Source organism: Bradyrhizobium sp. LeoB3 (assembly GCF_055456055.1).
Window position 1 is genome coordinate 127,213 of the sequence record NZ_JBVBEF010000002.1, and the last position, 21,065, is coordinate 148,277.

Annotated in this window: 20 protein-coding genes and 2 pseudogenes; 12 read left to right on the forward strand and 10 right to left on the reverse strand. The window is 60.7% G+C overall.

Translation table 11 applies throughout. The annotated features are described in order from the left end of the window. Nucleotides 1–3: 3 nt before the first annotated feature. The 3 genes and pseudogenes from ACZXDY_RS03345 to ACZXDY_RS03355 all read left to right on the forward strand — a co-directional run bounded on the left by ACZXDY_RS03345 (nt 4) and on the right by ACZXDY_RS03355 (nt 4,563). A pseudogene (locus ACZXDY_RS03345) lies at nt 4–1,376 on the forward strand (L-serine ammonia-lyase). Nucleotides 1,377–1,386: 10 nt separating this feature from the next. Beyond that, complete coding sequence (gene glyA / locus ACZXDY_RS03350; protein WP_464344486.1) at nt 1,387–2,679, forward strand: serine hydroxymethyltransferase; 1,293 nt, start codon at nt 1,387–1,389, stop codon at nt 2,677–2,679. A gap of 12 nt (nt 2,680–2,691) precedes the next feature. Further along, a complete protein-coding gene (locus ACZXDY_RS03355) occupies nt 2,692–4,563 on the forward strand; it encodes a gamma-glutamyltransferase family protein (protein ID WP_464344487.1) in 1,872 nt (623 codons plus the stop codon). Between the two features lie 19 nt (nt 4,564–4,582). Here the strand turns inward: ACZXDY_RS03355 and ACZXDY_RS03360 are convergent, their stop codons facing one another. Next, a complete protein-coding gene (locus ACZXDY_RS03360; protein WP_464344488.1) occupies nt 4,583–5,485 on the reverse strand; it encodes a LysR family transcriptional regulator in 903 nt (300 codons plus the stop codon). A 161-nt stretch (nt 5,486–5,646) separates the two neighbouring features. Here ACZXDY_RS03360 and ACZXDY_RS03365 point away from each other — a divergent pair, with 161 nt between their 5' ends. Further along, nucleotides 5,647–6,369 (forward strand): isochorismatase family protein, encoded by a 723-nt coding sequence (locus ACZXDY_RS03365; protein ID WP_464344489.1) that lies wholly within the window; start codon nt 5,647–5,649, stop codon nt 6,367–6,369. Nucleotides 6,370–6,433: 64 nt separating this feature from the next. Here the strand turns inward: ACZXDY_RS03365 and ACZXDY_RS03370 are convergent, their stop codons facing one another. Then, nucleotides 6,434–6,916, reverse strand: coding sequence for an N-acetyltransferase family protein (locus ACZXDY_RS03370; protein WP_464344600.1), 483 nt, complete (start codon nt 6,914–6,916; stop codon nt 6,434–6,436). 339 nt (nt 6,917–7,255) lie between these two features. Here ACZXDY_RS03370 and ACZXDY_RS03375 point away from each other — a divergent pair, with 339 nt between their 5' ends. The 6 genes from ACZXDY_RS03375 to ACZXDY_RS03400 all read left to right on the forward strand — a co-directional run bounded on the left by ACZXDY_RS03375 (nt 7,256) and on the right by ACZXDY_RS03400 (nt 12,365). Then, nucleotides 7,256–8,449, forward strand: a complete 1,194-nt coding sequence (locus ACZXDY_RS03375; protein WP_464344490.1) for an ABC transporter substrate-binding protein — start codon at nt 7,256–7,258, stop codon at nt 8,447–8,449. A 560-nt stretch (nt 8,450–9,009) separates the two neighbouring features. Beyond that, on the forward strand, nt 9,010–9,375 hold the full coding sequence (locus ACZXDY_RS03380) for an ABC transporter permease (protein ID WP_464344601.1): 366 nt from the start codon (nt 9,010–9,012) through the stop codon (nt 9,373–9,375). Continuing rightward, complete coding sequence (locus tag ACZXDY_RS03385) at nt 9,372–10,190, forward strand: ABC transporter permease (protein WP_464344491.1); 819 nt, start codon at nt 9,372–9,374, stop codon at nt 10,188–10,190. The genes ACZXDY_RS03380 and ACZXDY_RS03385 overlap by 4 nt, the downstream gene beginning before the upstream one ends. Nucleotides 10,191–10,262: 72 nt before the next feature. Continuing rightward, nucleotides 10,263–11,306, forward strand: coding sequence for an ABC transporter ATP-binding protein (locus tag ACZXDY_RS03390; RefSeq protein WP_464344602.1), 1,044 nt, complete (start codon nt 10,263–10,265; stop codon nt 11,304–11,306). Between the two features lie 82 nt (nt 11,307–11,388). Next, nucleotides 11,389–12,222 carry a membrane dipeptidase gene (locus ACZXDY_RS03395; protein ID WP_464344492.1) on the forward strand — a complete coding sequence of 278 codons (834 nt, stop codon included), beginning with the start codon at nt 11,389–11,391 and terminating at the stop codon, nt 12,220–12,222. Continuing rightward, nucleotides 12,171–12,365: a membrane dipeptidase gene (locus ACZXDY_RS03400; RefSeq protein ID WP_464344603.1), complete on the forward strand. Its 195-nt coding sequence runs from the start codon at nt 12,171–12,173 to the stop codon at nt 12,363–12,365. Before ACZXDY_RS03395 ends, ACZXDY_RS03400 begins: the two co-directional genes overlap by 52 nt. A 493-nt stretch (nt 12,366–12,858) precedes the next feature. Here the strand turns inward: ACZXDY_RS03400 and ACZXDY_RS03405 are convergent, their stop codons facing one another. The 8 genes and pseudogenes from ACZXDY_RS03405 to ACZXDY_RS03440 form a co-directional block, all read right to left on the reverse strand. Then, a complete protein-coding gene (locus ACZXDY_RS03405; protein WP_464344493.1) occupies nt 12,859–14,148 on the reverse strand; it encodes an ABC transporter substrate-binding protein in 1,290 nt (429 codons plus the stop codon). A 15-nt stretch (nt 14,149–14,163) separates the two neighbouring features. Then, nucleotides 14,164–15,006, reverse strand: coding sequence for a carbohydrate ABC transporter permease (locus ACZXDY_RS03410; protein WP_028161980.1), 843 nt, complete (start codon nt 15,004–15,006; stop codon nt 14,164–14,166). Next, nucleotides 15,003–15,935, reverse strand: a complete 933-nt coding sequence (locus ACZXDY_RS03415) for a carbohydrate ABC transporter permease (RefSeq protein ID WP_464344494.1) — start codon at nt 15,933–15,935, stop codon at nt 15,003–15,005. Before ACZXDY_RS03415 ends, ACZXDY_RS03410 begins: the two co-directional genes overlap by 4 nt. Continuing rightward, on the reverse strand, nt 15,932–17,047 hold the full coding sequence (locus ACZXDY_RS03420) for an ABC transporter ATP-binding protein (RefSeq protein WP_464344604.1): 1,116 nt from the start codon (nt 17,045–17,047) through the stop codon (nt 15,932–15,934). Before ACZXDY_RS03420 ends, ACZXDY_RS03415 begins: the two co-directional genes overlap by 4 nt. Beyond that, on the reverse strand, nt 17,040–18,320 hold the full coding sequence (locus ACZXDY_RS03425; RefSeq protein WP_464344495.1) for an alkaline phosphatase family protein: 1,281 nt from the start codon (nt 18,318–18,320) through the stop codon (nt 17,040–17,042). Before ACZXDY_RS03425 ends, ACZXDY_RS03420 begins: the two co-directional genes overlap by 8 nt. Next, nucleotides 18,317–18,499: a hypothetical protein gene (locus ACZXDY_RS03430; RefSeq protein WP_130222768.1), complete on the reverse strand. Its 183-nt coding sequence runs from the start codon at nt 18,497–18,499 to the stop codon at nt 18,317–18,319. The genes ACZXDY_RS03425 and ACZXDY_RS03430 overlap by 4 nt, the downstream gene beginning before the upstream one ends. A 187-nt stretch (nt 18,500–18,686) precedes the next feature. Further along, nucleotides 18,687–19,421 (reverse strand): LysR substrate-binding domain-containing protein, encoded by a 735-nt coding sequence (locus tag ACZXDY_RS03435; RefSeq protein ID WP_464344605.1) that lies wholly within the window; start codon nt 19,419–19,421, stop codon nt 18,687–18,689. 42 nt (nt 19,422–19,463) lie between these two features. Beyond that, nucleotides 19,464–19,565 (reverse strand): annotated as a pseudogene (locus tag ACZXDY_RS03440) (hypothetical protein); the annotation flags it as partial. On the opposite strand from ACZXDY_RS03440, the gene ACZXDY_RS03445 reads away from it, so the two are divergent. After that, nucleotides 19,521–19,994 carry an FMN-binding negative transcriptional regulator gene (locus tag ACZXDY_RS03445; protein WP_464344606.1) on the forward strand — a complete coding sequence of 158 codons (474 nt, stop codon included), beginning with the start codon at nt 19,521–19,523 and terminating at the stop codon, nt 19,992–19,994. The pseudogene ACZXDY_RS03440 and the gene ACZXDY_RS03445 overlap by 45 nt on opposite strands. Before the next feature lie 317 nt (nt 19,995–20,311). Then, nucleotides 20,312–21,046, forward strand: coding sequence for an aspartate/glutamate racemase family protein (locus ACZXDY_RS03450; RefSeq protein ID WP_028161985.1), 735 nt, complete (start codon nt 20,312–20,314; stop codon nt 21,044–21,046). Nucleotides 21,047–21,065: the final 19 nt, after the last annotated feature.

Here is a 21,065-nt window from a genome sequence, read left to right on the forward strand (position 1 = left end):
TTCATGATCGGAACGTTCGAGCTCTTCAAGATCGGCATAGGCCCATCGTCGTCCCATACGGTCGGCCCCATGAAGGCGGCGGCCGTCTTTGCCGAGAGCGTAGAGCGTTCGCGCCTGCTGCAACGTGTGGCGCGGGTGCGAGTCGATCTGTTCGGATCGCTCGCCTGGACCGGTAAAGGGCACGGCACGGACAAAGCCGTCATTCTCGGCCTTGCCGGCGAACGTCCTGATGCGGTCGATCCTGATGATGCGGACAAGATCGTGGCGTCGGCCCGGCAAGAAAAGGCGCTCCGTTTCGCAGGCAAGTACCGGATCGCCTTCGATCCCGAGGCGGACATCGTATTCGACGGCATCACTCCTCCGGTCCATCATCCAAATACGCTGGCGCTTATGGTCTTCGATTTTGCCGGAGAGCGGCTCCTCGAACAGCGATGGTGTTCGATCGGCGGCGGCTTCGTTGTGCCGGAAGAAGAGGTAGTAAAGCCGTCGCCCGCCTCGTCGGCGCCGGTGCCCTATCCGTTTCGCTCCGGCCGCGACCTCCTCACGATGGGCGCTTCGTCCGGCCTGTCCATTGCCGAGATGGTCCTCGCCAACGAGACCTCGCGGCTGCCGAGCGAAGAAGTCGAGGCGCATCTCGATCGCATCGTCGCGGTCATGATGTCTTGCATAGACCGCGGCATGGCGACGGAAGGGGAACTTCCCGGTGGTCTCGAAGTGCGGAGGCGGGCGCCTGCACTCCATCGGAGGCTCCTGGTAGCATCCGCAGCGAACAATCGCGCGCAACACGCCGTGATGGATTGGGTCAGCCTGTATGCGATAGCCGTCAACGAAGAGAACGCCGCGGGAAGCCGCGTCGTCACCGCGCCGACCAACGGCGCGGCCGGCATCATTCCGGCCACGCTGCGTTACTTCCGCGACCATTGCCACGATGCCGATGCGGAAGGGCTGCGCTGCTTTCTGCTGACCGCCGCAGCGATCGGAGCCCTGTTCAAGATGAATGCGTCCATCTCCGGCGCGGAGGTCGGATGTCAGGGAGAAGTGGGTGTCGCCTGCTCGATGGCGGCCGCGGGATTGGCGGCGGTTCTCGGCGGTACGAACGAGCAGATCGAGAACGCCGCCGAGATCGGCATGGAGCACCATCTTGGCATGACGTGCGATCCCATCGGCGGCCTGGTGCAGATACCCTGCATCGAGCGAAACGCTTCGGCGCCATCAAGGCCATCAGCGCCGCCTCGCTGGCGCTCCAGGGCAACGGGACACACGTGGTGTCACTCGACAAAGTCATCGCGACGATGCGCGAGACCGGCCGGGACATGCAATCCAAATACAAGGAGACCTCGCTCGGAGGACTCGCGGTGAATCTGGCGGAATGCTGAAGGAACACACATGGGACAAGTTGCGGCGAACAAGTTCTTCACCACCGACATCTCGATCCTGGATCCCGAGGTGGCGTCGGCCATCGGAGACGAGCTACGGCGACAGCAGGAAGAGATAGAGCTGATCGCCTCCGAGAATATCGTGTCGCACGCGGTCCTGCAGGCGCAAGGCTCGGTTCTGACGAACAAGTATGCGGAAGGTTATCCGGGACGACGCTACTATGGCGGATGCGCGCATGTCGACGTGGCGGAGGAGGTCGCGAGAGACCGCGCGAAGAAGCTTTTCGGCTGTGCCTTCGCCAACGTGCAGCCGAATTCGGGCAGTCAGGCCAACCAGGGCGCCTTCATGGCTCTCATGAAGCCAGGCGATACTTTCATGGGACTGGACTTGGCCGCGGGAGGCCATCTCACCCACGGCGCCAAGCCCAACATGTCCGGCAAGTGGTTCAACGCCGTGAGCTACGGCGTGCGTCCGGAAGATCAGAGGATCGACATGGAGGCGCTGGAGCGTCTCGCACTGGAGCATAGGCCGAAGGTCATTGTCGCCGGCGGGTCGGCTTACTCGCGATTCTGGGACTTCGCGGAATTCCGTCGGATCGCCGATGCGGTCGGTGCATACCTTATGGTCGACATGGCACATTTCGCCGGTCTGGTCGCCGGTGGCGTGCATCCATCGCCGATCCCTCACGCGCATGTCGTCACCTCGACCACGCACAAGACGCTGCGCGGTCCGCGCGGCGGTCTGATCCTGTGCAACGACCCAGTGTTGGCAAAGAAGATCGACTCGTCGATCTTCCCGGGCCTTCAAGGCGGTCCGCTGATGCATGTGATCGCTGCAAAGGCGGTCGCATTCGGCGAAGCGCTGACGCCGGAATTTCGCCGATACGCCAGCGACGTCGTCAGGAACGCCAGGACGCTCGCGAATACCCTCATGGAACGGGGATACTCCGTCGTCTCCGGTGGGACCGACAATCATCTGTTTCTGGTCGATCTGCGTTCCAAGAACCTCAACGGCAAGACGGCAGAAACCGCACTCGGACGGGCTAACATCACCTGCAACAAAAACGGGATACCTTTCGACCCGGAGAAGCCGACCGTCACCTCGGGAATCAGGCTCGGAACCGCGGCGACGACGTCGCGCGGTTTCGGCGAAGGAGAATTTCAGGCGGTAGGCAATCTGATCGCGGATGTATTGGACGCCGTTTCCGCCGCGAATACCGACGCGGCTCCGGCTGTCGAGCAGCGCGTGAAAGGACAGGTCGCAGAGCTGACGAAGGCGTTCCCGATCTATCCGTTGGGCTGAAGAGAGGCGAGAATGTCGAGCAATTTGGCACTGGGGAACTTCCGGCTCAGCTACGGTCCTGATGCCGGCGAGGGCGCATTTACGACGAGGCCGGAAATCGTCGGCGCGTTCGGGGTGGTCGCCTCGACTCATTGGCTGGGAACTGCCGCTGGCATGCGGATCCTCGAGAAGGGAGGCAATGCCTTCGACGCCGCGGTGGCCATCGGCTTTGCGCTGCAAGTCGTCGAGCCGCATCTCAACGGGTTCGGCGGCGAGGTCCCGATCATCTTCCACGACGCGAAATCGGGACGCGCGCGCGTGCTGTGCGGGCAAGGGGTTGCGCCGGCAGGCGCCACGATTGAGACGTTCGCCAAACTCGGCCTCGATATCATTCCGGGAAGCGGGTTTCTTCCGGCATGCGTTCCCGGCTCGTTCGGCGCCTGGATGAGACTGCTCCGCGACTACGGGACAATGGACGTCGGTGACGTCCTGGAATCCGCGATCACCTACGCTCGCGACGGTTACGTGATGCTTCCGAGGATCGCCGCTGCGATCCAAACGGTCGCTCCCCTTTTCCAGGAGGAGTGGCCGACATCAGCAGACGTCTATCTGAAGGACGGCATTCCGCCGGCAGGCGCACTGTTTGCGAATCCGGACCTTGCGTCGACGTATGAGAGGATCGTGCGGGTCGCCGATGAAACGCGAGGGACGAGAGAACAGAAAATAGAAGCAGCGCGCAAGGCGTTCTACCAGGGGTTCGTCGCCGAGGCGATCGACCAGTTCGTCCGGACGCCGGTGATGGATACCTCGGGATCGCGGCATGCCGGAATCATCTCCGGACAGGATCTCTCGCTCTGGCAAGAGACGTACGAGGATCCGCTTTCCCTGAGCTATGGCGACTTTCAGGTGCTCAAGCCGGGACCGTGGACGCAGGGACCGGTGTTCCTCCAGCAGCTCGCTTTGCTCAAGGGATTCAATCTATCCCCGATGGATCCTCTCGGCGCCGACTTCATTCACACCGTCACCGAGTGCTCCAAGCTCGCATTCGCCGATCGTGAGAAATATTACGGCGATCCGAATTTTGTCGATGTGCCGATGGCAAGGCTTCTGAGCGAGGAATACGCGAACGCGCGACGAGAGTTGGTGGGGAGTGCTGCCTCGCTCGACTTCCGGCCGGGCTCGATCGAGGGGTTCGATCATGCCGTGCCCTATGCCATCGGCGACGCCGAGGACGGGAGCGCGGCGCTGGGCGCCGGCGAGCCTACGGTTGCCCGCTCCACGGCCGTCAGCGGCGAGCCCGCGATCAGCCGCCGCGGCGCGGTGCGCGGCGATACGGTCCATCTCGACGTGATCGACCGGCACGGCAACATCGTCTCGGCAACTCCAAGCGGAGGCTGGCTGCAAAGTTCGCCGGTAATTCCCGGACTAGGGTTCGCGCTCGGGACGCGAGCGCAGATGTTCTGGCTCAAGCCGGGGCTTCCATCGTCGCTTGCCCCCGGTAAGCGTCCCCGGACGACCCTTTCCGTTTCCCTGGTGTACAGGGAAGGGGAGCCGTACGCGAGTTTCGGCACTCCCGGCGGCGATCAACAGGATCAGTGGAGCTCCGTCTTCTTTCTGCGCCACGTGCATCACAATCTCAATCTGCAGGGTGCGATCGACGCACCGATGTTTCACAACGACCACATGCCGAGCTCGTTCTTTCCACGACGTGCTAAACCCGGCTCACTGACGATGGAAGGTCGTTTTTCGATGGAGGTGCAGAAGGAGCTTGCGGACAGGGGACATCGCATCGAAATCGTCGACGATTGGTCGCTCGGAAGGCTTTCGGCGGTTTCCAAAAGAGGGAGGGCGCTGCGCGCGGCGGCGAACCCTCGCTACATGCAGGGTTACGCCTTTGGCCGTTGAGTGACACAGTGCGCGCTCATCAGTCGATAGATGAGTGCCGTTGCCCGGCCAGCTCAATGAAGGCGCGGACGGTCTTGGACCTGTTCGTTCTTTTCCAGGCTAGAACCGTTTCAAGACAAAATCTTTGATCGTCGATGGGACGCAGATCGATATTGTGACCGGCGAATCCGATCAAGCTCTTTGGATAGATCGTGACGCCGAGACCGGCCGCGACGAGTCCGAGCAGGGCCATCGGATTCGACGCCTCCAGGCAGACCTTCATGCTCAAGCCTTCCGCCGCGAAGATGTCGCTGAGGCGCCAGCGATACGCTTCCCACTCGCCCATATCTCCGAGGATAAGATCCTGCCCGGCAAGGTCGGCTGGACGTATCTTTGGCGCACGGGTCAACTCGTGATCCCGCGGGGCGACGAGATAAAGCGGCTCTACCGAAACCACCAGGACCTGGAAATCGGGATGGTCGAACGGCCCGATCATGTAGCCGATGTCGATCTCGTCATGCGCGAGCGCCAGCTTCTGACCTTGCGTACGCATGTAACGCAGGTTCAGCGCGACATGCGGATGGAGCCGTCTGTATCGAGAGACTGCCGACGGCATCAGCGTCGTTGCCGCGAAGGACATGTAAGCTAGCCGTAGCTCTCCGGTCTTGCCTTGCGCGACAAGACGCGCCGCGCCGACTGCCCGTTCGTAACCCCGCAACAGCTCGACATTTGTTTCGTAGATGCAGCGGCCCGCCGGCGTGAGCGAAACTTCCCGGGTGGTGCGCTCGAACAGCTTGAATCCGAGCAGCTGTTCCAACCTCTGAATACGACGGGTCAGAGCCGACTGATCAATGTTGAGGCGCTGGGCGCCGCGTCGGAAACTGAGTTCCTCGGCGACTACCACAAACGACTGCGTGAGTTCGAGGCCTCCGTCTCCGCACATTCGGCGCCTTCCCTACGGGCGACTGAAGGATATCGATTGATGCAGGCCGTGCAACAACAATTGGCGAACGATCACTTCCGCGCGCGCTGTGTTTCGTCATGATGGCGGGGTCGGGATATGGAGCCGTCGGTCAGGACGGCCGGACAACGAGGAGATTGACCGTGCAGGACATCGACAATCGCGAACTTAACCGCATGTTGCAGCAGGCCTTCGATGCTTCCACGAAGATCTATCAGGAGCGCGGTTTCCAGCGTCGTATCGGATTTGGAAGGCGTCCCGCGCTGGTGAGCGTCGATCTCGCCAACGCCTGGACGCGGCCCGGCAATCCCTTCACCTGCGATCAGGAAGCGATGGACAACCAGATCATGCCGGGCATGCAGCGGCTGCTCAAGGCGTGCCGCACGAACGGCCATCCGGTGATCCACGTAACTACGGCCTACGAGATCACCGATCGCAACGCACCGTTCACCGACATGGGCTTGTGGCACTGCAAAATACCGATCGAGGTCGTCAATCTCAACGATCGGGCGCTCTGGGCCATCGACGCGCGCATCGCTCCGGTCGAGGGTGAATATACCTTGCTGAAGAAGCGGGCGAGCGCATTTCACGGTACAGGCCTTGGGGGAATTCTGCGCGCTGCCGGCGTCGATACGATCCTAGTAACCGGCGTGACCGCGACGGCCTGCGTCCGCACGACGATCTGCGATGGCCTCGCAGACGGCTTTCGCACCATCGCGGTTCGTGAGTGCATCGGTGACCGCGTGCCCGGCGCGGTCGCCTGGAACCTCTACGACATCGACGCCAAGTTCGCTGACGTCCACAGCGTCGATGAATGCTTCGATTACCTGGACAGTGTGGGATCGACGCGCATGGCGGCCGAGTAACGCTCCCGCAGCAACGGCGAGATGGACAGCGTCCCGCCGTTGCTGATACGGAACGGTTCAGTCGCTACAGCAACTTGAACATCACAAGCGCATCAACATAGTCGCCTGAGGGCCGACGGAAGGCGAGTGGCAGGCGACCGACGTCCCGGAAGCCAAGAGAATGCCAGAGGCTGACGGCGCGCTCATTGCTGCTGACAACGAAATTGAATTGCATCGCGGAAAATCCCTGGCTCTTCGCATGCAGCAGGGAATGTTCGCACATCTGCCGTGCGATACCTTTTCCCTGAGCGCTCACGTGCGTCATGTAGCCGCAATTGGCGACATGCGATCCGCCGCCGGCCTGATTGGCGCGTAGGTAGTAGGTCCCCACCGCGTTTCCGTCTTGCACCGCAATAAATGTTTGCCGATCCGTCCCCATCCAATAGCGGAGAGTGTCTGCTTCCGACATGTCCCTGGGGAGTGTGTAGGTCTCGCCGGCGCGAATGACAGGGCCGATGATCGACCAGATCGATGCGCTATCCTCAACTGTGGCCGGCCTTATCTGCAGCATGAGTGATTGTTCCGTGGGTATGTCGAGTGGGGGAAAAGCGAGCTTCGCCGATGAAGCTCGAGCAAAGGCCATTCTAATACAGGGAATGGCGATCCGAGTCCTTCTAGCCCTCGACGTCATGCGGCGCCGCGAAGCAACTTCCCGCCGTGACTTGAGGTGCTCGCGAACGCAACTCAACCTGGGCGCTATTTCGGAATCGCACAACTACGCCAAGTCGACTGCGCTGCGATCGCACGCCATTTGCTTAGTAGATAAGCGGCCGTTTGCATACTTACTGCACATTGCCAGGGTCGTGCGACGCGACGTCCCTCGCGTCTTCCAACAGCTACAATTTTCATGTCGCATTCATACAAGCCCCGGCTGGCAGTGCACGTATACATTTTTGTGACTTTCGAAAGACGAGAGCAAGAGGGGAAGCGGGAGGGCATTCGCAGCCTTTGGCAATGGCGCCAAAGAGCGAGTGGCACCACGGAGGGACGCATGAGCTATCTGATGAACCGGCGCGGATTTCTTGCGGGTGCGACGAGCGCGATGGCGCTCATGTCCAGCGCGGGCGGGGTCCGCGCTGAAGGTGGCCAAATCATCGTCGCCAATTGGGGCGGGGACTGGAACGACCGCACGGTCCAGTTCTTCGAAGCGCCCATTGTTGAGAAAGCCGGTTACACTGTTGTGCGCGACCTCGACGGGTTTGACCAACGCAGAACAAAGATCATTGCAAGCCGCAGGCTGCCGCGTGCGCCTATGGATGTCGCGCACATGGACGACGCGACCGCGTTCGAACTGGCTTCGTTGGAAGCGCTTGATGCGATCGATGAACACGCCGTCCCGCGACTGAAGGATACCCTGTCCATCCTGCGAACGCCCACATTCGTCCCTTGGCAATACAGCGCCTGGATCATCGGCTACAACCCCAAGAAATTGAAGGAGGCTCCCAAGAGCTTTGCCGATCTCTGGGACCCCAAGTACAAGGGCATCGTCGGCCTAAGCGACGCCCACTGGTTTCACCACATCGAGTCCACGGCACTCAAGCTCGGAAAGTCCCTCGACAACATCAATATCGAGGCCGTGAAAGCCAGCATGATGGAATGGAAGAAAGCGGCCAGCCCGCGCATCTATCCGAACCATCTGCAGATCGAGCAGGCGCTCAAGAACGAAGAGATCCTCGTAGCTCCCGAGTACAAGGCGCGCATCCTGCAATTCGCCTCGGAGGGTGTCGATGTGGTTTCCGCTTATCCGGCGGAGGGCGGCATCGGCATCATCTTCGGTCTGGTGATGCCGAAGAAGGGACCGAATCCTCAGGCGGCGAAATTCTACTGCAATGCGTTGCTAGACCCGGACGGGCTCACGGCTCTGGTCCAGAAGTCATTCTATTCGCCATCAAACACCAAGTCGCTGTTGCCCGAAGCTGCCGCCAAGCAGATCGAATTCACTGAGCAAGAGAAGAAGGCGATCCATAACCGGCCCCATGCATTCTGGCTGAAGAACCGCAATGATCTGCTCGATTGGTGGAACAAAGAATTCAAGAGCTGAACGCGTCTAGATGACCACGCTAGTAGTTGCGCCAGATACCAGCGGCATGCGTGCTGTCGCGAAACGTGGCAGATGGGCCGCTCCGTACGCGTTGTCGGGACCGGCCTTCGTCTTTGTCTCGCTACTGTTGATGCTTCCGCTCCTCATGATGCTGCGGTTGAGCTTCTACCAGTACGACGCGGCACAGATGTACATCCAGGCGTTCACGCTGGATAATTACGTCAGGTTCTTCAAGGACGAATTCTACCGTCAGGTGTTGTGGACGACCCTCTGGGTCTCGGCAGTCACGACGTTGCTGTGCCTCATCGGTGGATTGGCTGTTGCGTATTTCATGGCGAGGACGACTTCAGCCATACTGAAGCGCTACCTGATCATCGCAATCGTCTTGCCGCTGTTCATGGGGAACGTGGCGAGGACCGCCGGATGGATCATCATCCTCGATAACAAGGGGCTTATTGAATTTTCTGCTGCAACAACTCGACCCGGGAGGCGAAACGCTGCAACTACTCTACACGTCCGGCGCGGTAATCACGGGTCTGACGTCGGTACTATTGCCATTCATGATCGTGACGCTCAACAGCGTCATGCACAATATCGACGTATCGCTGGAGGAAGCGTCACTCAACCTGGGGGCTTCCGCGCTGACAACATTTCGCCGGATCGTCCTTCCTCTTCTGATGCCGGGTATCTTCGCAGGCTGCGTGCTGTGCTTCATCCTGTCGATGAATGCCTATGCGACGCCGATCCTCATCGGTGGGCCAAAGTTCTACATGATGGCGCCGACCATCTACAAGCAGATATCGGCGGCCATGAACTGGCCGTTCGCCTCGGCGCTGGCGTTCATGCTGATCTCCCTGACGATGGTGCTCACGGTCGTGTCCGCCGTAATGTTCAATCGGACGGCACGGATAGGTGCCGTCCGATGACGAGTATCGGCAAGGTGAGCCCGCTCAGGTGGACCTATCTGATCTTCGTATGGGCCACCATCCTGTTCGTGCTCGTCCCGCTGGCGACAACGATATGGGTCGCGTTCTTCAGCAACAAAATCCTTTCATTTCCTCCCGAGGGATACACGGGAAGCTGGTTCGTTCAGGCCTGGAGCCTCGAAGCCTTCAGGAGCGGTTTCTTCCTGAGCTTTCAGGTGGCGATCAGTGCGTCGGTGCTCGCACTATGCCTGGGCGTTCCCGCAGCGCTCGCAATCGGCAGATACAAGTTCCGGGGACGGGAGTTCATTAACACTGTGCTGATGTCGCCGCTGATGATCCCGGCCATCGTCGCCGGCAGCGCGATCTATCTGTTCTACATTGAGCTCCAGATCTGGAGCGACGTTCAGTTCGCCTCTACGGTTTACGGCCTGACTTTGGCCCATGCCTTGATCGCGATACCTTGGGTGTTGCGGCTGCTCGTCGCATCCTTGGCCGGGCTCGATCCTGCGATCGAGGAAGCATCACTTAGTCTCGGCGCGACGCGGCTTACGACTTTCTTCCGTATAACCCTTCCGCTGATACGCCCGGGTATCACGGCTGGCGTTCTGTTCGGATTCATCGCTTCGTTCGGCGATCTTGAGAAGTCGCTCCTGCTGGTCGGTCCTGGTCGTATCACGCTGCCGATCGCTATGCTCAACTATCTGGAATACCGAACCGATCCGACGATCATGGCGGTTGCGACGATCCAGGTTCTCATCATCGCGATCGCGCTCATCGTTTCCGACCGATACGTGCGTCTCGGCCGAACATTCTGAAGAACAAAAGGGCTAACAGTGTCCAACGTCACTCTCCAGAACGTGGTGAAGCAATACGACTCCGTCGTCGCTGTGAGGGAAATGTCGCTCGATATCGCGAACGGAGAATTCCTGGCGCTGCTTGGGCCCAGCGGATGTGGAAAGACCACGACGCTTCGGATGATCGCGGGCTTTATCGAGGCTAGCGCGGGCCGGATCTTGTTCGGCGATCAGGATGTGACCGATCTTCCGCCCAACAAGCGCAATACGGGAATGGTCTTTCAGGGCTTTGCCCTGTTTCCCCATATGAACGTCCATCAGAACATCGCCTACGGACTGGAGATGCGCCGCGTTCCCAAAGGCGATATCCGACAGCGCGTGGCGAAGGTTCTGGACCTGGTGCAGCTCGGCCGTTTCTCAGAACGCATGCCACGACAATTGTCGGGAGGGCAGCAACAGCGGGTCGCGTTGGCTCGCGCACTGGTCATCAATCCGCATGTGTTGTTGCTGGACGAGCCGCTGTCGGCTCTCGACGCGAAGCTGCGACACGACGTTCGGCTGCAGATCCGACAATTGCAGCAATCGCTGGGGCTGACGACCGTGTTTGTCACCCACGACCAGGAGGAAGCGCTTAGCCTCGCCGATCGGCTCGTGGTGATGAACGGTGGCGCGATCGAGCAGATCGGGAGCCCCGCCGATCTCTACGAAAGACCGGCTACGCCTTTCGTCGCCGACTTCATCGGTAAGACAAACTTCTTCAAGGGAACGCTGGCGGGCGACAGGTTCACGACCGATACGGGAATTTCCCTCAGGGTTGCGCCGAAAATCGCGCGGGCGACGCTGCTTGGGGTAAGGCCCGAGAAAATCAAGATTGCGGTCGGCCCGGCATCGACGGCAACGGTGCTCGCCGATGCGAACGAGATCGACGGGGTGGTCGAGCTCATCAGCTATCTCGGACCTTTCACCGAGTATCAGATTAGGGTCCCCGGCGAGCAACGGCTTCTGGTTCAGCAGGCCAATCGGGACGTGCCGGAAGCGGTACAGCCAGGGCAGGCGGTCAGGCTCACGATTGCTCCGGAGTGGTGCTTTCTCTTCAATGCCGACCCGGGCACGAAGGCCCTGGAGGGTGAGCCGTAACGGACCATCACCACTTGGTACCGGCGGCGTCGCCGTCGCTGCCCGGCGTTCGAACATCGATTTGCGTCAGGAGAACAAGAATATGTCGTCGCAACTGCACGAGCGCTCGATCGTCATTGACGGTCTGATCATCTCCAATTTTGGCCGCGATATATTCGAGGATATGCGAAAGGGGGGGCTTACGGCCGCCAATTGCACGTGCTGCATTTGGGAGGGGTTCACCGAGACGATGCGGAACGTGATGCAGTGGAAACACTGGTTCCGCGAACATGGCGATCTGATCAAGCAGGTCTATACAACCCAGGACATCATGGCTGCGAAAAAGGAAGGCGGAACCGGGATCATACTGGGATGGCAGAATATCACCGGTATAGAGGACCAGATCGGCTATCTCAGCCTCTTCAAGGAGCTCGGCGTTGGCATCATTCAGATGGCCTACAACACCCAGAACCTCGTGGGCACCGGCTGTTATGAAAGCAAGGACGGTGGGCTGTCCGACTTTGGACACGAGGTGGTTGCCGAGATGAACCGGCTTGGCATCCTGTGCGACCTCTCGCATGTCGGTCCCCAGACGAGCACAGACGTGATCCTTGCTTCCAAGAAGCCCGTGACCTACTCGCACTGTCTGCCCGCCGGGCTCAAGTCCCATCCGCGGAACAAGAGCGATGAGCAACTGAAGTTCATCGCCGATCGCGGCGGGTTCGTCGGCGTTACGATGTTTCCTCCCTTCCTTAAACGCGGGGCTGAAGCATCAGTAGACGATTACGTCGAGGCGATCGAATACGTGATCGACATCTGCGGCGAGCGAAACGTCGGCATGGGACCGACTTCACTCAAGGCTACGGGCAGCCCTTCTTCGATTGGATCACGCACGACAAAGGATACGGACGCAAGCTCACGGACTTCGGGAGCGTGATCAATCCGCAGGGCATGCGTACCATCGGTGATTGGCCAAATCTCACGGCCGCGATGGAGAAACGCGGCTGGAATTCAAGCAAAATCGAGGGCGTGATCGGAGAAAACTGGCTGTCGGTCTTACGCGAAGTCTGGGGTGCCTAGATCGCCTGCATACGAATTCGCATAGTAATTGCTTGCCACCACTTGTGCAGGCCGGTTTGTTGAGGGCGCCTTCCATGAGGAGCTGGTTCACGCAGTTGAGGGCATCGCTTAGGTTCCAAGGAGACGTCAGCGATTTCCACATCTGTCCCGACGGCGCGCAGGTGTCGCTGCCCACGGGAATGAAACAAAGCGACGGGGTTCTTGACTGCCTTGATCGTACCGGTCTCGACGCTGAAATTAACGAACATGGTCCGGTTCAAAGCGAAAAGGACGACCGAGTTGGAAGAGGGCGATAGCTTCTCATTCTTGCCTGACACATTCTTGGCTTTAGAGCGTTTTCGAGCCAAGCGTGCCCTCGGACTTGATCCGAGGGTGGACATCGGTTCGCGTAGCAATCAAGTTTACGCAGATTGCGTAGACTTATCTGCGCAGAAAACGCGTCAAGACAAGAATCTAGAACTTCGGTTCTGATTCAATCAGAACCGAAAATGCTCTAGCCGCCGCATTTGGGCATGAGGCCGTTCACATCCTGCACCAGGCTGGGCATCACTTCCGCGGCGGAACGCTTGCCCGTCACCAGGCTTTCGGTGTGGTTCTTGATCACTTCGATGATCTTCAGCGAATTTCCACCCGGAAAGGACGCCCAATCCGTCAGCACCGGCAGTTGCTGAATGCTGGTCATGTGGTTGGGGTTCTTGGCATAGAATGACCCGAGGAGCTCGGGTGACTTCACCGCGATCTCATTGCCGGGCATGTAACCAGTATAGTTCACCATGAGCGTCTGACCGATCGGGCCGGTGACAAACTTCACATACTCCCATGCCGCCTTCTGCCGCTCGGCATCCTTCGCGAAGACCATAGCGACATTTCCGCCGGCAGGCAGCTTGCCGTCGGGGGCCGACAACGGAAACGCGACGGTCTTGAAATCAAAGCGGTTGCCGATCTGGCGATCCGCAGCGGCGACATAGGACGTGGAATCGACGAGGATGGCGACGCTGCCGGCGACGAATGACTGACGCACTTGGCTGATACCGAAGTTGGGCATTCCTGACTTGCCAAAAGACTCCAAGGTCTTGAGTGCCCACATGCCGGCATCGTCATCGAAGGCGATTGTGCAGCCGTCGGCCTTCAGCATGCGTCCAGCGCGGCTGGTGACGAGCGACTGCAGCAGCCAGTTTCCGGTCTGGTCCCATTGGTAGTAGAATCCCGTTACGCTAGCTCCGGCACCTGCCTGAATTTTCTGACCTGCGGCGACCAGCTCAGGCCAGGACTTGGGCAGCGTAGTCGGATCGAGGCCGGCCTTCTTCAGGAGGTCGGCGTTCACATAGAGCACCGGTGTCGAGACCGCGAAAGGCAGACCGTAGAGCTTGCCTTTCCATTGGCCAAGCGCTGCGAGCGTTGAGTAGTAGCCGAGTTTGTCGAGACCACCATCCGCCGCCACAAAGGCATCGAGGGGCGCGCCGAGGCCGCGGTCCACGAACAAGCCGATCTGGTTGATGCCGTTGAAGGCGATATCCGGAAGACGTCCGGTGATCTGGTCGCGCAGGATCTGCTGTGCCCCCTCCTCGTAGCCGGCCGCCGGGTTGCGGAATTTTACCTTGATCTCGGGATGTGTCTCGGTGAAGCGCTTGGCCAGCTCCTGGTGAAGAGCGTTGAAAGTCCCCGGCGTGGTGTAAAGCACGTCGAGCGTTACCTCGGCATGGGCGGGCGCGAGCGCGAAGGCGGCCAGCAATGTGGCACCCACGACCCTCAACACACGGCGCGGCAGCAGTCTGTCGAACATGATGGTGTCCTTTGGTTACTTCATGGCGGTGGTCGCCAGCCCGTCGATGAAGCGGCGCTGGGCGAAGAGGAAAGCGAGCAGCAGCGGGGCGACGATGATCGTGGCGCCGGCCATCAGTGCGCCGAGGAATTGGCCGGCCTCGTCATCGCGGAACAGGAGAATGCCTAGCGCCGGTGTCGAGATTTCTTCGCTCCGCACGGCGATGAGTGGCCAGAACAAGTCATTCCAGTGGGCCACTACCGAGAAGATGCCGAAGGCGGCGAGCGCGGGCGCACTCATGGGCATCATGATGCGCCAGATGATCTCGAACTCACCGAGCCCATCGAGCCGGGCGGCGTGGATGATCTCGTCGGGGATGGATCGGAAGAACTGGCGCAGCAGGAAGATGCCGAAGGCCGAGATGATCCAGGGAAGAATGAGAGCCGCGTAGGTGTCGAGCAGCCCGAAGACGTAGAGCAGGACAAAATGGGGAATGGCCAGCGCCTGCGGGGGTACGAGAAGCCCCACCAGCACCGCGGAAAACAAGGTGTCGCGCCCGCGGAAGCGCAGTTTGGCGAGGGCGTAGGCGCATGGCACGCAGATCACGAGCTGCAGCGCGAAGATGACCGCGCAGACGAAGGCACCATTGAGCAGGAAACGGAGCATCGGCGCCGCGGTCAGCGCAACGCGATAGTTCTCGACGCCGTGGAAGGATTGGGGCCAAAGATGGAAGTCGGGTTGAAAGATTTCGTCCGGTGGCTTCAGGGATAAGCTGACCATCCATACGAAAGGCAGCAACGCGAATGCTGCGGAAGCGACGAGCAAGACGTGGCGCGCGATGCGACCTGCGAGCCGGCGTCGGGGGCGGTGTGCACTCATGAATAGTGCACCCGGCGTTCGATGAACCGCGCCTGGGCAATCGTGAGGGCGATCACGATAGCAAGGTAGACCACCGTCAGGGCCGCGCCGTATCCGGTGCGCAGATAGTCGAAGCTTTCGGAATAGAGCCGATTCAGCAAAACCTCGGAGGCGTAATTCGGACCGCCCTGGGTGAGCACGCGCACGCTATCGAACACCTCAAAGGCGCGGCTTGCGGTGAGGACGATGACGAACATGGTGACTGGCCCCAACATGGGGAGAGTCACGATGCGCAGCCGGTCAAAGAGGCCGTCCGCTCCATCGACCGCAGCGGCATCGTAGAGCTGCTGGGGCACCGCCTTCAGGCCGGAGACAAAGAGCACCATCGCGAAGCCAAAGCCCTGCCAAATGCCGATAACCGCGACGGCGAGGAGCGCGGTGTGCTCGTCCCGCAGCCAATTGATGCCGGTCATGCCGAATACGGCGAGCGTCCGGTTGACCAGGCCGATGCTGGGATGAAGCATGGTGCCCCACACCACGGCCATGGCCGACATGGTGGACATGACTGGCAGAAAGTGCACCGCGCGATAGAAGCCGCGCAGGCCAGGGCTCGCTTCGATGAGCAAAGCTGTGGCAAGGCCAAGCCCCACCGTCCCCGGCACCACGATAGCCACATAGATGCAGGTGTTTATCAGGGCCTTCCAAAAGGGCCGCTCCGCCCACAACGCTGCAAAATTCTCGGTACCGACGAAACGGAAGGTGCTGGCGCCTAATTGCCAGTCGGTGAAAGAGAACAGGATCACCGCCGCGGCCGGGCCAAAGAGCAGGCAGAGGAGCAGGATCAAAGCCGGGGAGACGGCGAGCCAGCCGACGGTGGCCTCTGCAGCCTGATGCTGCCGACGACGGGCAGCCGGGCGAGCACGGCGGTGGGCCAAGGCCGTCACGCTCATGCTGCAACCCGCCCGATATCGCCGCAGCGTCTGCCAGCCTCATCGAACTGCATCAGTCGCGCGGCATCGACCTTGAGCCCAACCGCGCAGCCGAGCGAAAGGCGTGGTTCGTCGGGTGCGGTGCGGATCACGACGGTTTCAGAGCCGTCGCGGAGCGCCACATGCACGAAGATATCCGAGCCGAGATTTTCAAGATCCGTCACGGTGCCACCGGGCAGGCCAGCGGTTGGCGTGGTCAGGACGGCTGCTTCAGGACGAAATGCGAGGTGCTTGGTCTGCGGTGCAAGGGCTGCCGACAGAATCGGTCGATCGTCCGCCCAATGGCCGCGAGCGACCACGTTGATCTTGGGGCTGCCGATCATCTCGGCCACCCTCAGATCCCGCGGGTCGCGATAGAGCTCGTCTGGAGGGCCCACCTGGAGCAGCTCGCCGCCGATCACCACGGCCACGCGGTCCGCCATCGTCATGGCCTCCGACTGGTCGTGCGTAACATAAACGAAGGTGACGCCGAGGCGGCGGTGCAGCGCGGTGATTTCCGCGCGCATCTGCACTCTGAGCTTGGCGTCGAGATTGGATAGCGGCTCGTCCATCAGAAAGACGGTGGGATGCCGCACCATTGCGCGCCCGAGGGCGACGCGCTGGCGTTGGCCGCCGGAAAGCTGGCCGGGCTTGCGGTGGAGCAAATGGGCCACGTCGAGCATGGCGGCGGCCCGCTCCACCTCCACGCGAATGGTTTTTTCGATGCCGGTGCGACCCGGCAGCAGCCGTCCGATCAGCGGCAGGCGCTGTGCGAAGGAGAGTCTCCGCGTGCGCAATGGCAGCGCGATATTGTCGAATACGGTGAGATGGGGATAGAGGGCGTAGGACTGAAACACCATGGCGACGTCGCGGTCCTTTGGACGGGCACCATCCACGGTCCGGCCGCCCACGCTCACCTCGCCGGCGTCTTGATCTTCGAGCCCGGCGATGATCCGCAGCAAGGTGGACTTGCCGCAGCCGGACGGTCCCACCAGGGTCAGGAATTCTCCGTCCTGAATCTTCAGGGAGACGCCCTTCAGGACCGGCACCTCGCCATAGCGCTTCTCGATGCCGCGCAGCTCGATCTCAGCCACAGCCGCCTCGCTGTAGCGCGTTGCCGTCTGTGCCGGAGCCGGGCAGACCGAGATGAGCAAGAATGGTCGGTGCGATGTCGATAACCGAGGCTGCTTTGGAGCGCACCGCTCCGGCCAAGAAGCCCGGACCTGAGATCATCAGGAAAGGGGACTGCTCGGCAGCCCCAAGCCCACCGTGCTGACCTGCGCCGATGACATCTTCCTTGCCTTCGGAACGCTTGGCGGCAAAGCTTGTCCCGACGATGCCGAAAGCGTTGGGAGCCTCGGTGTCGCGCATGGAGACGGCGCAGGCGAGTCCGTTGTCGGTGGACTGGCCAATACGGTGCAACTCGGCCCGGGTCAGTACGGTACCGGCCCAATCTTGGCCGGCCAGGAAGCTTGCGATCGCCGCCTCGCGCCGAGCGGCGTCCGGGTGAAGATAGATCAGTGCCGAAGTGCCGTTGGAGGCGACCACCACCTCGTCGGAATCGAGACTTTCCTTGAGGCCGGCGGCGACCAGCTCGGCCTCGATGTGGATGACGCCGCTCACGGTTTGATGACCGTGATCGGATCCAAGGAGAAAGAGCACATCCTCACGGTCGGGCAATTGCGCCACAGCGTCCATGACGCGCTTCGCGTTCCGATCGGCTTCCGTCAGGACCGCCAGATGTTCGGGCGAGCCCAGCGGCAGTGCGTGCTGGGACGAGTCGGGTTCGCCCAGCCACATCAGAGTGAGGGCTGGAGGACCCGCGGCCAGCACAGTTTCCGCAATGAAACGCTCGGTCATGGCTCGATCGCCAGCCACGTCCAGGCTCACGCGAAGCTGCTCAGCTTCGGGCAGGGGAATGCGGCCTCGCCCGAACGAGCCGGCGCGATGATAGATGCGTCCGTGGCCGTCGGGATCGTGAGCATAGGCCGCACCAGGCGACACGTTGCTGAAGATCACCGCACCACCGTGCTCACGCAGCCGCTCGGCAAGAGTCGGAACGCCAAGGGACCGTCCGGTGACACGTCTTTTGTGCTGGAGAAAATCCGGCCGCCCCGCATCGTGACGCACAAGGCGGCCGTCTTCAACGAGGACCATGGTGTTGCCCTGGAGCCCGTGGTGCGCCGGCAGGCAGCCGGTGGCGAGGCTGGCGGAGACCACGCGCGTGCATGAAGGAAAGACCGTGCTGTAGTCTGAGAATTGCTCGGCGTGCGCGGCGAAGGCGGCTACGTGCGGCGTAGTCTCGGGACTGATGAGGTCCCGGCGCAAGCCGTCGAGGGTGACGAGGATGGCGCGGCGCACGTTCATGCATCCACGTCGTTGAGCGGCACGAAAGAGGCGCGACATTCGCGCAGCAGCCGTGCTGGGTCGCTGGTGCGACCGGCTTTCAACCGATGTTTGGCCATCTTTGGCCGCTCGGGCCACGCGCGGAGTTTTCCGTTTACGTCCTGAGCAAGCCGGATCGGCGTCGGTTCACCACTTTGCATGTCGTTCCATCGTTTGCGCCTGAGAGGAGGCGACTCCTAATGGAGACCGACGACACTTTTGTGACTTATGAGGTACATTTGTTCCGAACGCCGAATTGCGATGTGGAGCGTGTAGCAGGGAGACGGATGTGCTGGACCAGGCAACTCGACGCGGTGCCCGGGCCAATTGTTCAAGACTACGTTCGCCCTAGGTGCGCTTGCGCGTGATCGAAGGCTCTTCGAAGTCTGTCCGGCGGATCTCATTGAAGAGTGCTTCAGCGGCTGCCGATAATGTGCGAGCGCGCCGGCGGATCAGATAGATCAGACGAGAGATCCGTGGTGCTTGCAGAACTCTGACACCAAGTGTCGGACGCTCGAACTGGTGGACGCTAAGCGACGGAACTATTGTGATGCCCAGACCTCCTTCCACCATGCCGGCAAGCGTCGCCATGTAATTCGCTTCGAGATGGGCTTTTAGTTTCGCGCGCTCAAAGGCGGCCTCGAGAGCGCGGCGAACACTACTGTTGCGCGTCAGGTGAATAAACGGATAGGACGCGACGTCAGCGGCAGTGATCTTCTTTTTCGCCAGCAACTCATGGTCTGTGCGGCACACGAGGTAGAAGTGATCGGTTGCCACGACCTGCCCGTCCAAGTCCTCTGCACCGTCAAGTGTCGACAGGGCAAAGTCAACGTCGCCGTTGCGTACCAATGATACGCACGTCTCCGCTATTGCATCGGTCAGCGACAACTGAACGTTTGGATGCCGGGTTGCAAACCGTGATAGTATTTTCGGCATCCAACCGGCAGAGACCGATGGCAGTGCCGCGATCGACACCCGGCCCCGGCGGCGCGCCGCCCGGTCGCGGAAAATCTGATTAACGTCGGACAAATCCGCGTGCAACTGATGAGCGAAAGGCTCGAAGACCTCACCATCGGGAGTCATTTCGACCCTCCGCGTGGTCCGGTCGAACAGCTTGGCTCCTAACGCGTGTTCGAGCGACGAAATGCGGGTGCTGAACGCCGACTGCGACAGCCCGCATCGCTGGAGCGCCAGCCGAAGGCGGTGTTCGTCTTCAACGGCCCGAATGCGTACGTGTCGGCTCAGTGGTACACGAAGGAATGTCCGGCGGCGCCGAGCTGGTCGTATGCGGTGGTCCATGCCCATGGTGACGTCCGCCTGCTCGACCGCGCTGGGCGCGATCAGGTTGTCGATGACTTGGTGCGTGTCAATGAAAGCCGCTTTCCCACCCAGTGGTCGATCGCGGACTACAGCCCGCAGCGCCGCGCCGCCTTGATGCCGCACATCGTTGGGTTCTCGATGGCAGTGACGCGGCTCGAACCCAAATTCAACATCAAGCGGGACTACAGTGACGCCGACAAGCGCGGCGCCATCGCGGGGCTCATCGAGACCGGCAAGGATGATGCCCGACAGATCGCGGGACTGATGGCTGAGACGCTCTCGGTGCAGGGTGATCGCCCGGCTAACGACATTCTTGACAATTATTCAAAGGGCTAGCCCCGAGCTCGCCCTGAACGACCACGGGTCCGTCGCCAACGACCAAGCCTCGACGAGCAGACGGAAGAACCGTCGATCAATCCGTACGGAAGACAGGTTGTCGCGCTGAGGACAACGAATAGCGAATAATGAGTCCCGCAGCATGTCCAACTCGGGACGCCCCAAGATTGTGAAATCCTATTCCAGAATTCGCTCGAACTATGAAGTCTATTTTTAGCTCGAAGCTCCTATAAGTCCTCGATACGCAACCGAATTGCGCAACGGCGTTGCTAGTCTTTCCACAAGGCAGAAATGTCGCGTGGAGCGAGCAACAGGAAATGCGAACGATTGGCTTGATCGGCGGAATGAGTTGGGAGAGTACCGCCGTCTATTATCGACGGCTCAATGAACAGGTCCGAACCCGGTTGGGCGGGCTTCACTCCGCCGAAATCCTGATGAGGTCGGTCGATTTCGATGCCATCGTCAACCTGCAGAAGCAGGGACGCTGGGACGAAGCCTGCAGGATTCTTGCAAATATCGCTCGCGAGCTGGAGGAGGGCGGCGCCGGCTGCCTCCTGATCTGCACCAACACCATGCACAAGCTCGCGGACGAGGTGCAGCGGGCGGTATCGATCCCGCTGTTGCATATCGCCGACGTTACCGCCAGCGCGATCAAGGCCGGCGGATGCAAGCGCCCGTTGCTGCTGGCGACACGCTACACCATGGAACAGGACTTTTATGTGCAGCGGCTGCGCGAGCAGTTTGCGCTCGATCCGATCATTCCCGACGAAACAGATCGCATCGCCGTCCATGACATCATCTTCGATGAGCTATGCCAAGGCGTCGTCAGCGAGCGGTCGCGCCGCCGCTACCTCGATGTTATCGCGCGCGGAAAGTTAAACGGTGCCGACAGCGTGATCCTCGGTTGTACCGAAATCTGTCTGTTGGTCGGACCGCAACACATTGATCTTCCAGTGTTCGACTCGACGATGCTGCACGCCGACGCTGCCGTGGATTTCTCCATGACGAAACAAGCGTCTCATCCGCGTGCAGCGCAGGGAATGAAATCCTGAAGTGGCACCGATCTTGCCT

Excerpts from the sequence above, each read along its gene's own strand:
- glyA (WP_464344486.1), top strand. The coding sequence starts at position 1,387 with ATGGGACAAGTTGCGGCGAACAAGTTCTTCACCACCGACATCTCGATC.
- ACZXDY_RS03380 (WP_464344601.1), top strand. The coding sequence starts at position 9,010 with ATGATCGTGACGCTCAACAGCGTCATGCACAATATCGACGTATCGCTG.
- ACZXDY_RS03405 (WP_464344493.1), bottom strand. The coding sequence starts at position 14,148 with ATGTTCGACAGACTGCTGCCGCGCCGTGTGTTGAGGGTCGTGGGTGCC.
- ACZXDY_RS03435 (WP_464344605.1), bottom strand. The coding sequence starts at position 19,421 with ATGACTCCCGATGGTGAGGTCTTCGAGCCTTTCGCTCATCAGTTGCAC.
- ACZXDY_RS03425 (WP_464344495.1), bottom strand. The coding sequence starts at position 18,320 with ATGAACGTGCGCCGCGCCATCCTCGTCACCCTCGACGGCTTGCGCCGG.
- ACZXDY_RS03375 (WP_464344490.1), top strand. The coding sequence starts at position 7,256 with ATGTCGCATTCATACAAGCCCCGGCTGGCAGTGCACGTATACATTTTT.
- ACZXDY_RS03395 (WP_464344492.1), top strand. The coding sequence starts at position 11,389 with ATGTCGTCGCAACTGCACGAGCGCTCGATCGTCATTGACGGTCTGATC.
- ACZXDY_RS03385 (WP_464344491.1), top strand. The coding sequence starts at position 9,372 with ATGACGAGTATCGGCAAGGTGAGCCCGCTCAGGTGGACCTATCTGATC.
- ACZXDY_RS03410 (WP_028161980.1), bottom strand. The coding sequence starts at position 15,006 with ATGAGTGCACACCGCCCCCGACGCCGGCTCGCAGGTCGCATCGCGCGC.
- ACZXDY_RS03430 (WP_130222768.1), bottom strand. The coding sequence starts at position 18,499 with ATGCAAAGTGGTGAACCGACGCCGATCCGGCTTGCTCAGGACGTAAAC.
- ACZXDY_RS03360 (WP_464344488.1), bottom strand. The coding sequence starts at position 5,485 with ATGTGCGGAGACGGAGGCCTCGAACTCACGCAGTCGTTTGTGGTAGTC.
- ACZXDY_RS03450 (WP_028161985.1), top strand. The coding sequence starts at position 20,312 with ATGCGAACGATTGGCTTGATCGGCGGAATGAGTTGGGAGAGTACCGCC.
- ACZXDY_RS03415 (WP_464344494.1), bottom strand. The coding sequence starts at position 15,935 with ATGAGCGTGACGGCCTTGGCCCACCGCCGTGCTCGCCCGGCTGCCCGT.
- ACZXDY_RS03355 (WP_464344487.1), top strand. The coding sequence starts at position 2,692 with ATGTCGAGCAATTTGGCACTGGGGAACTTCCGGCTCAGCTACGGTCCT.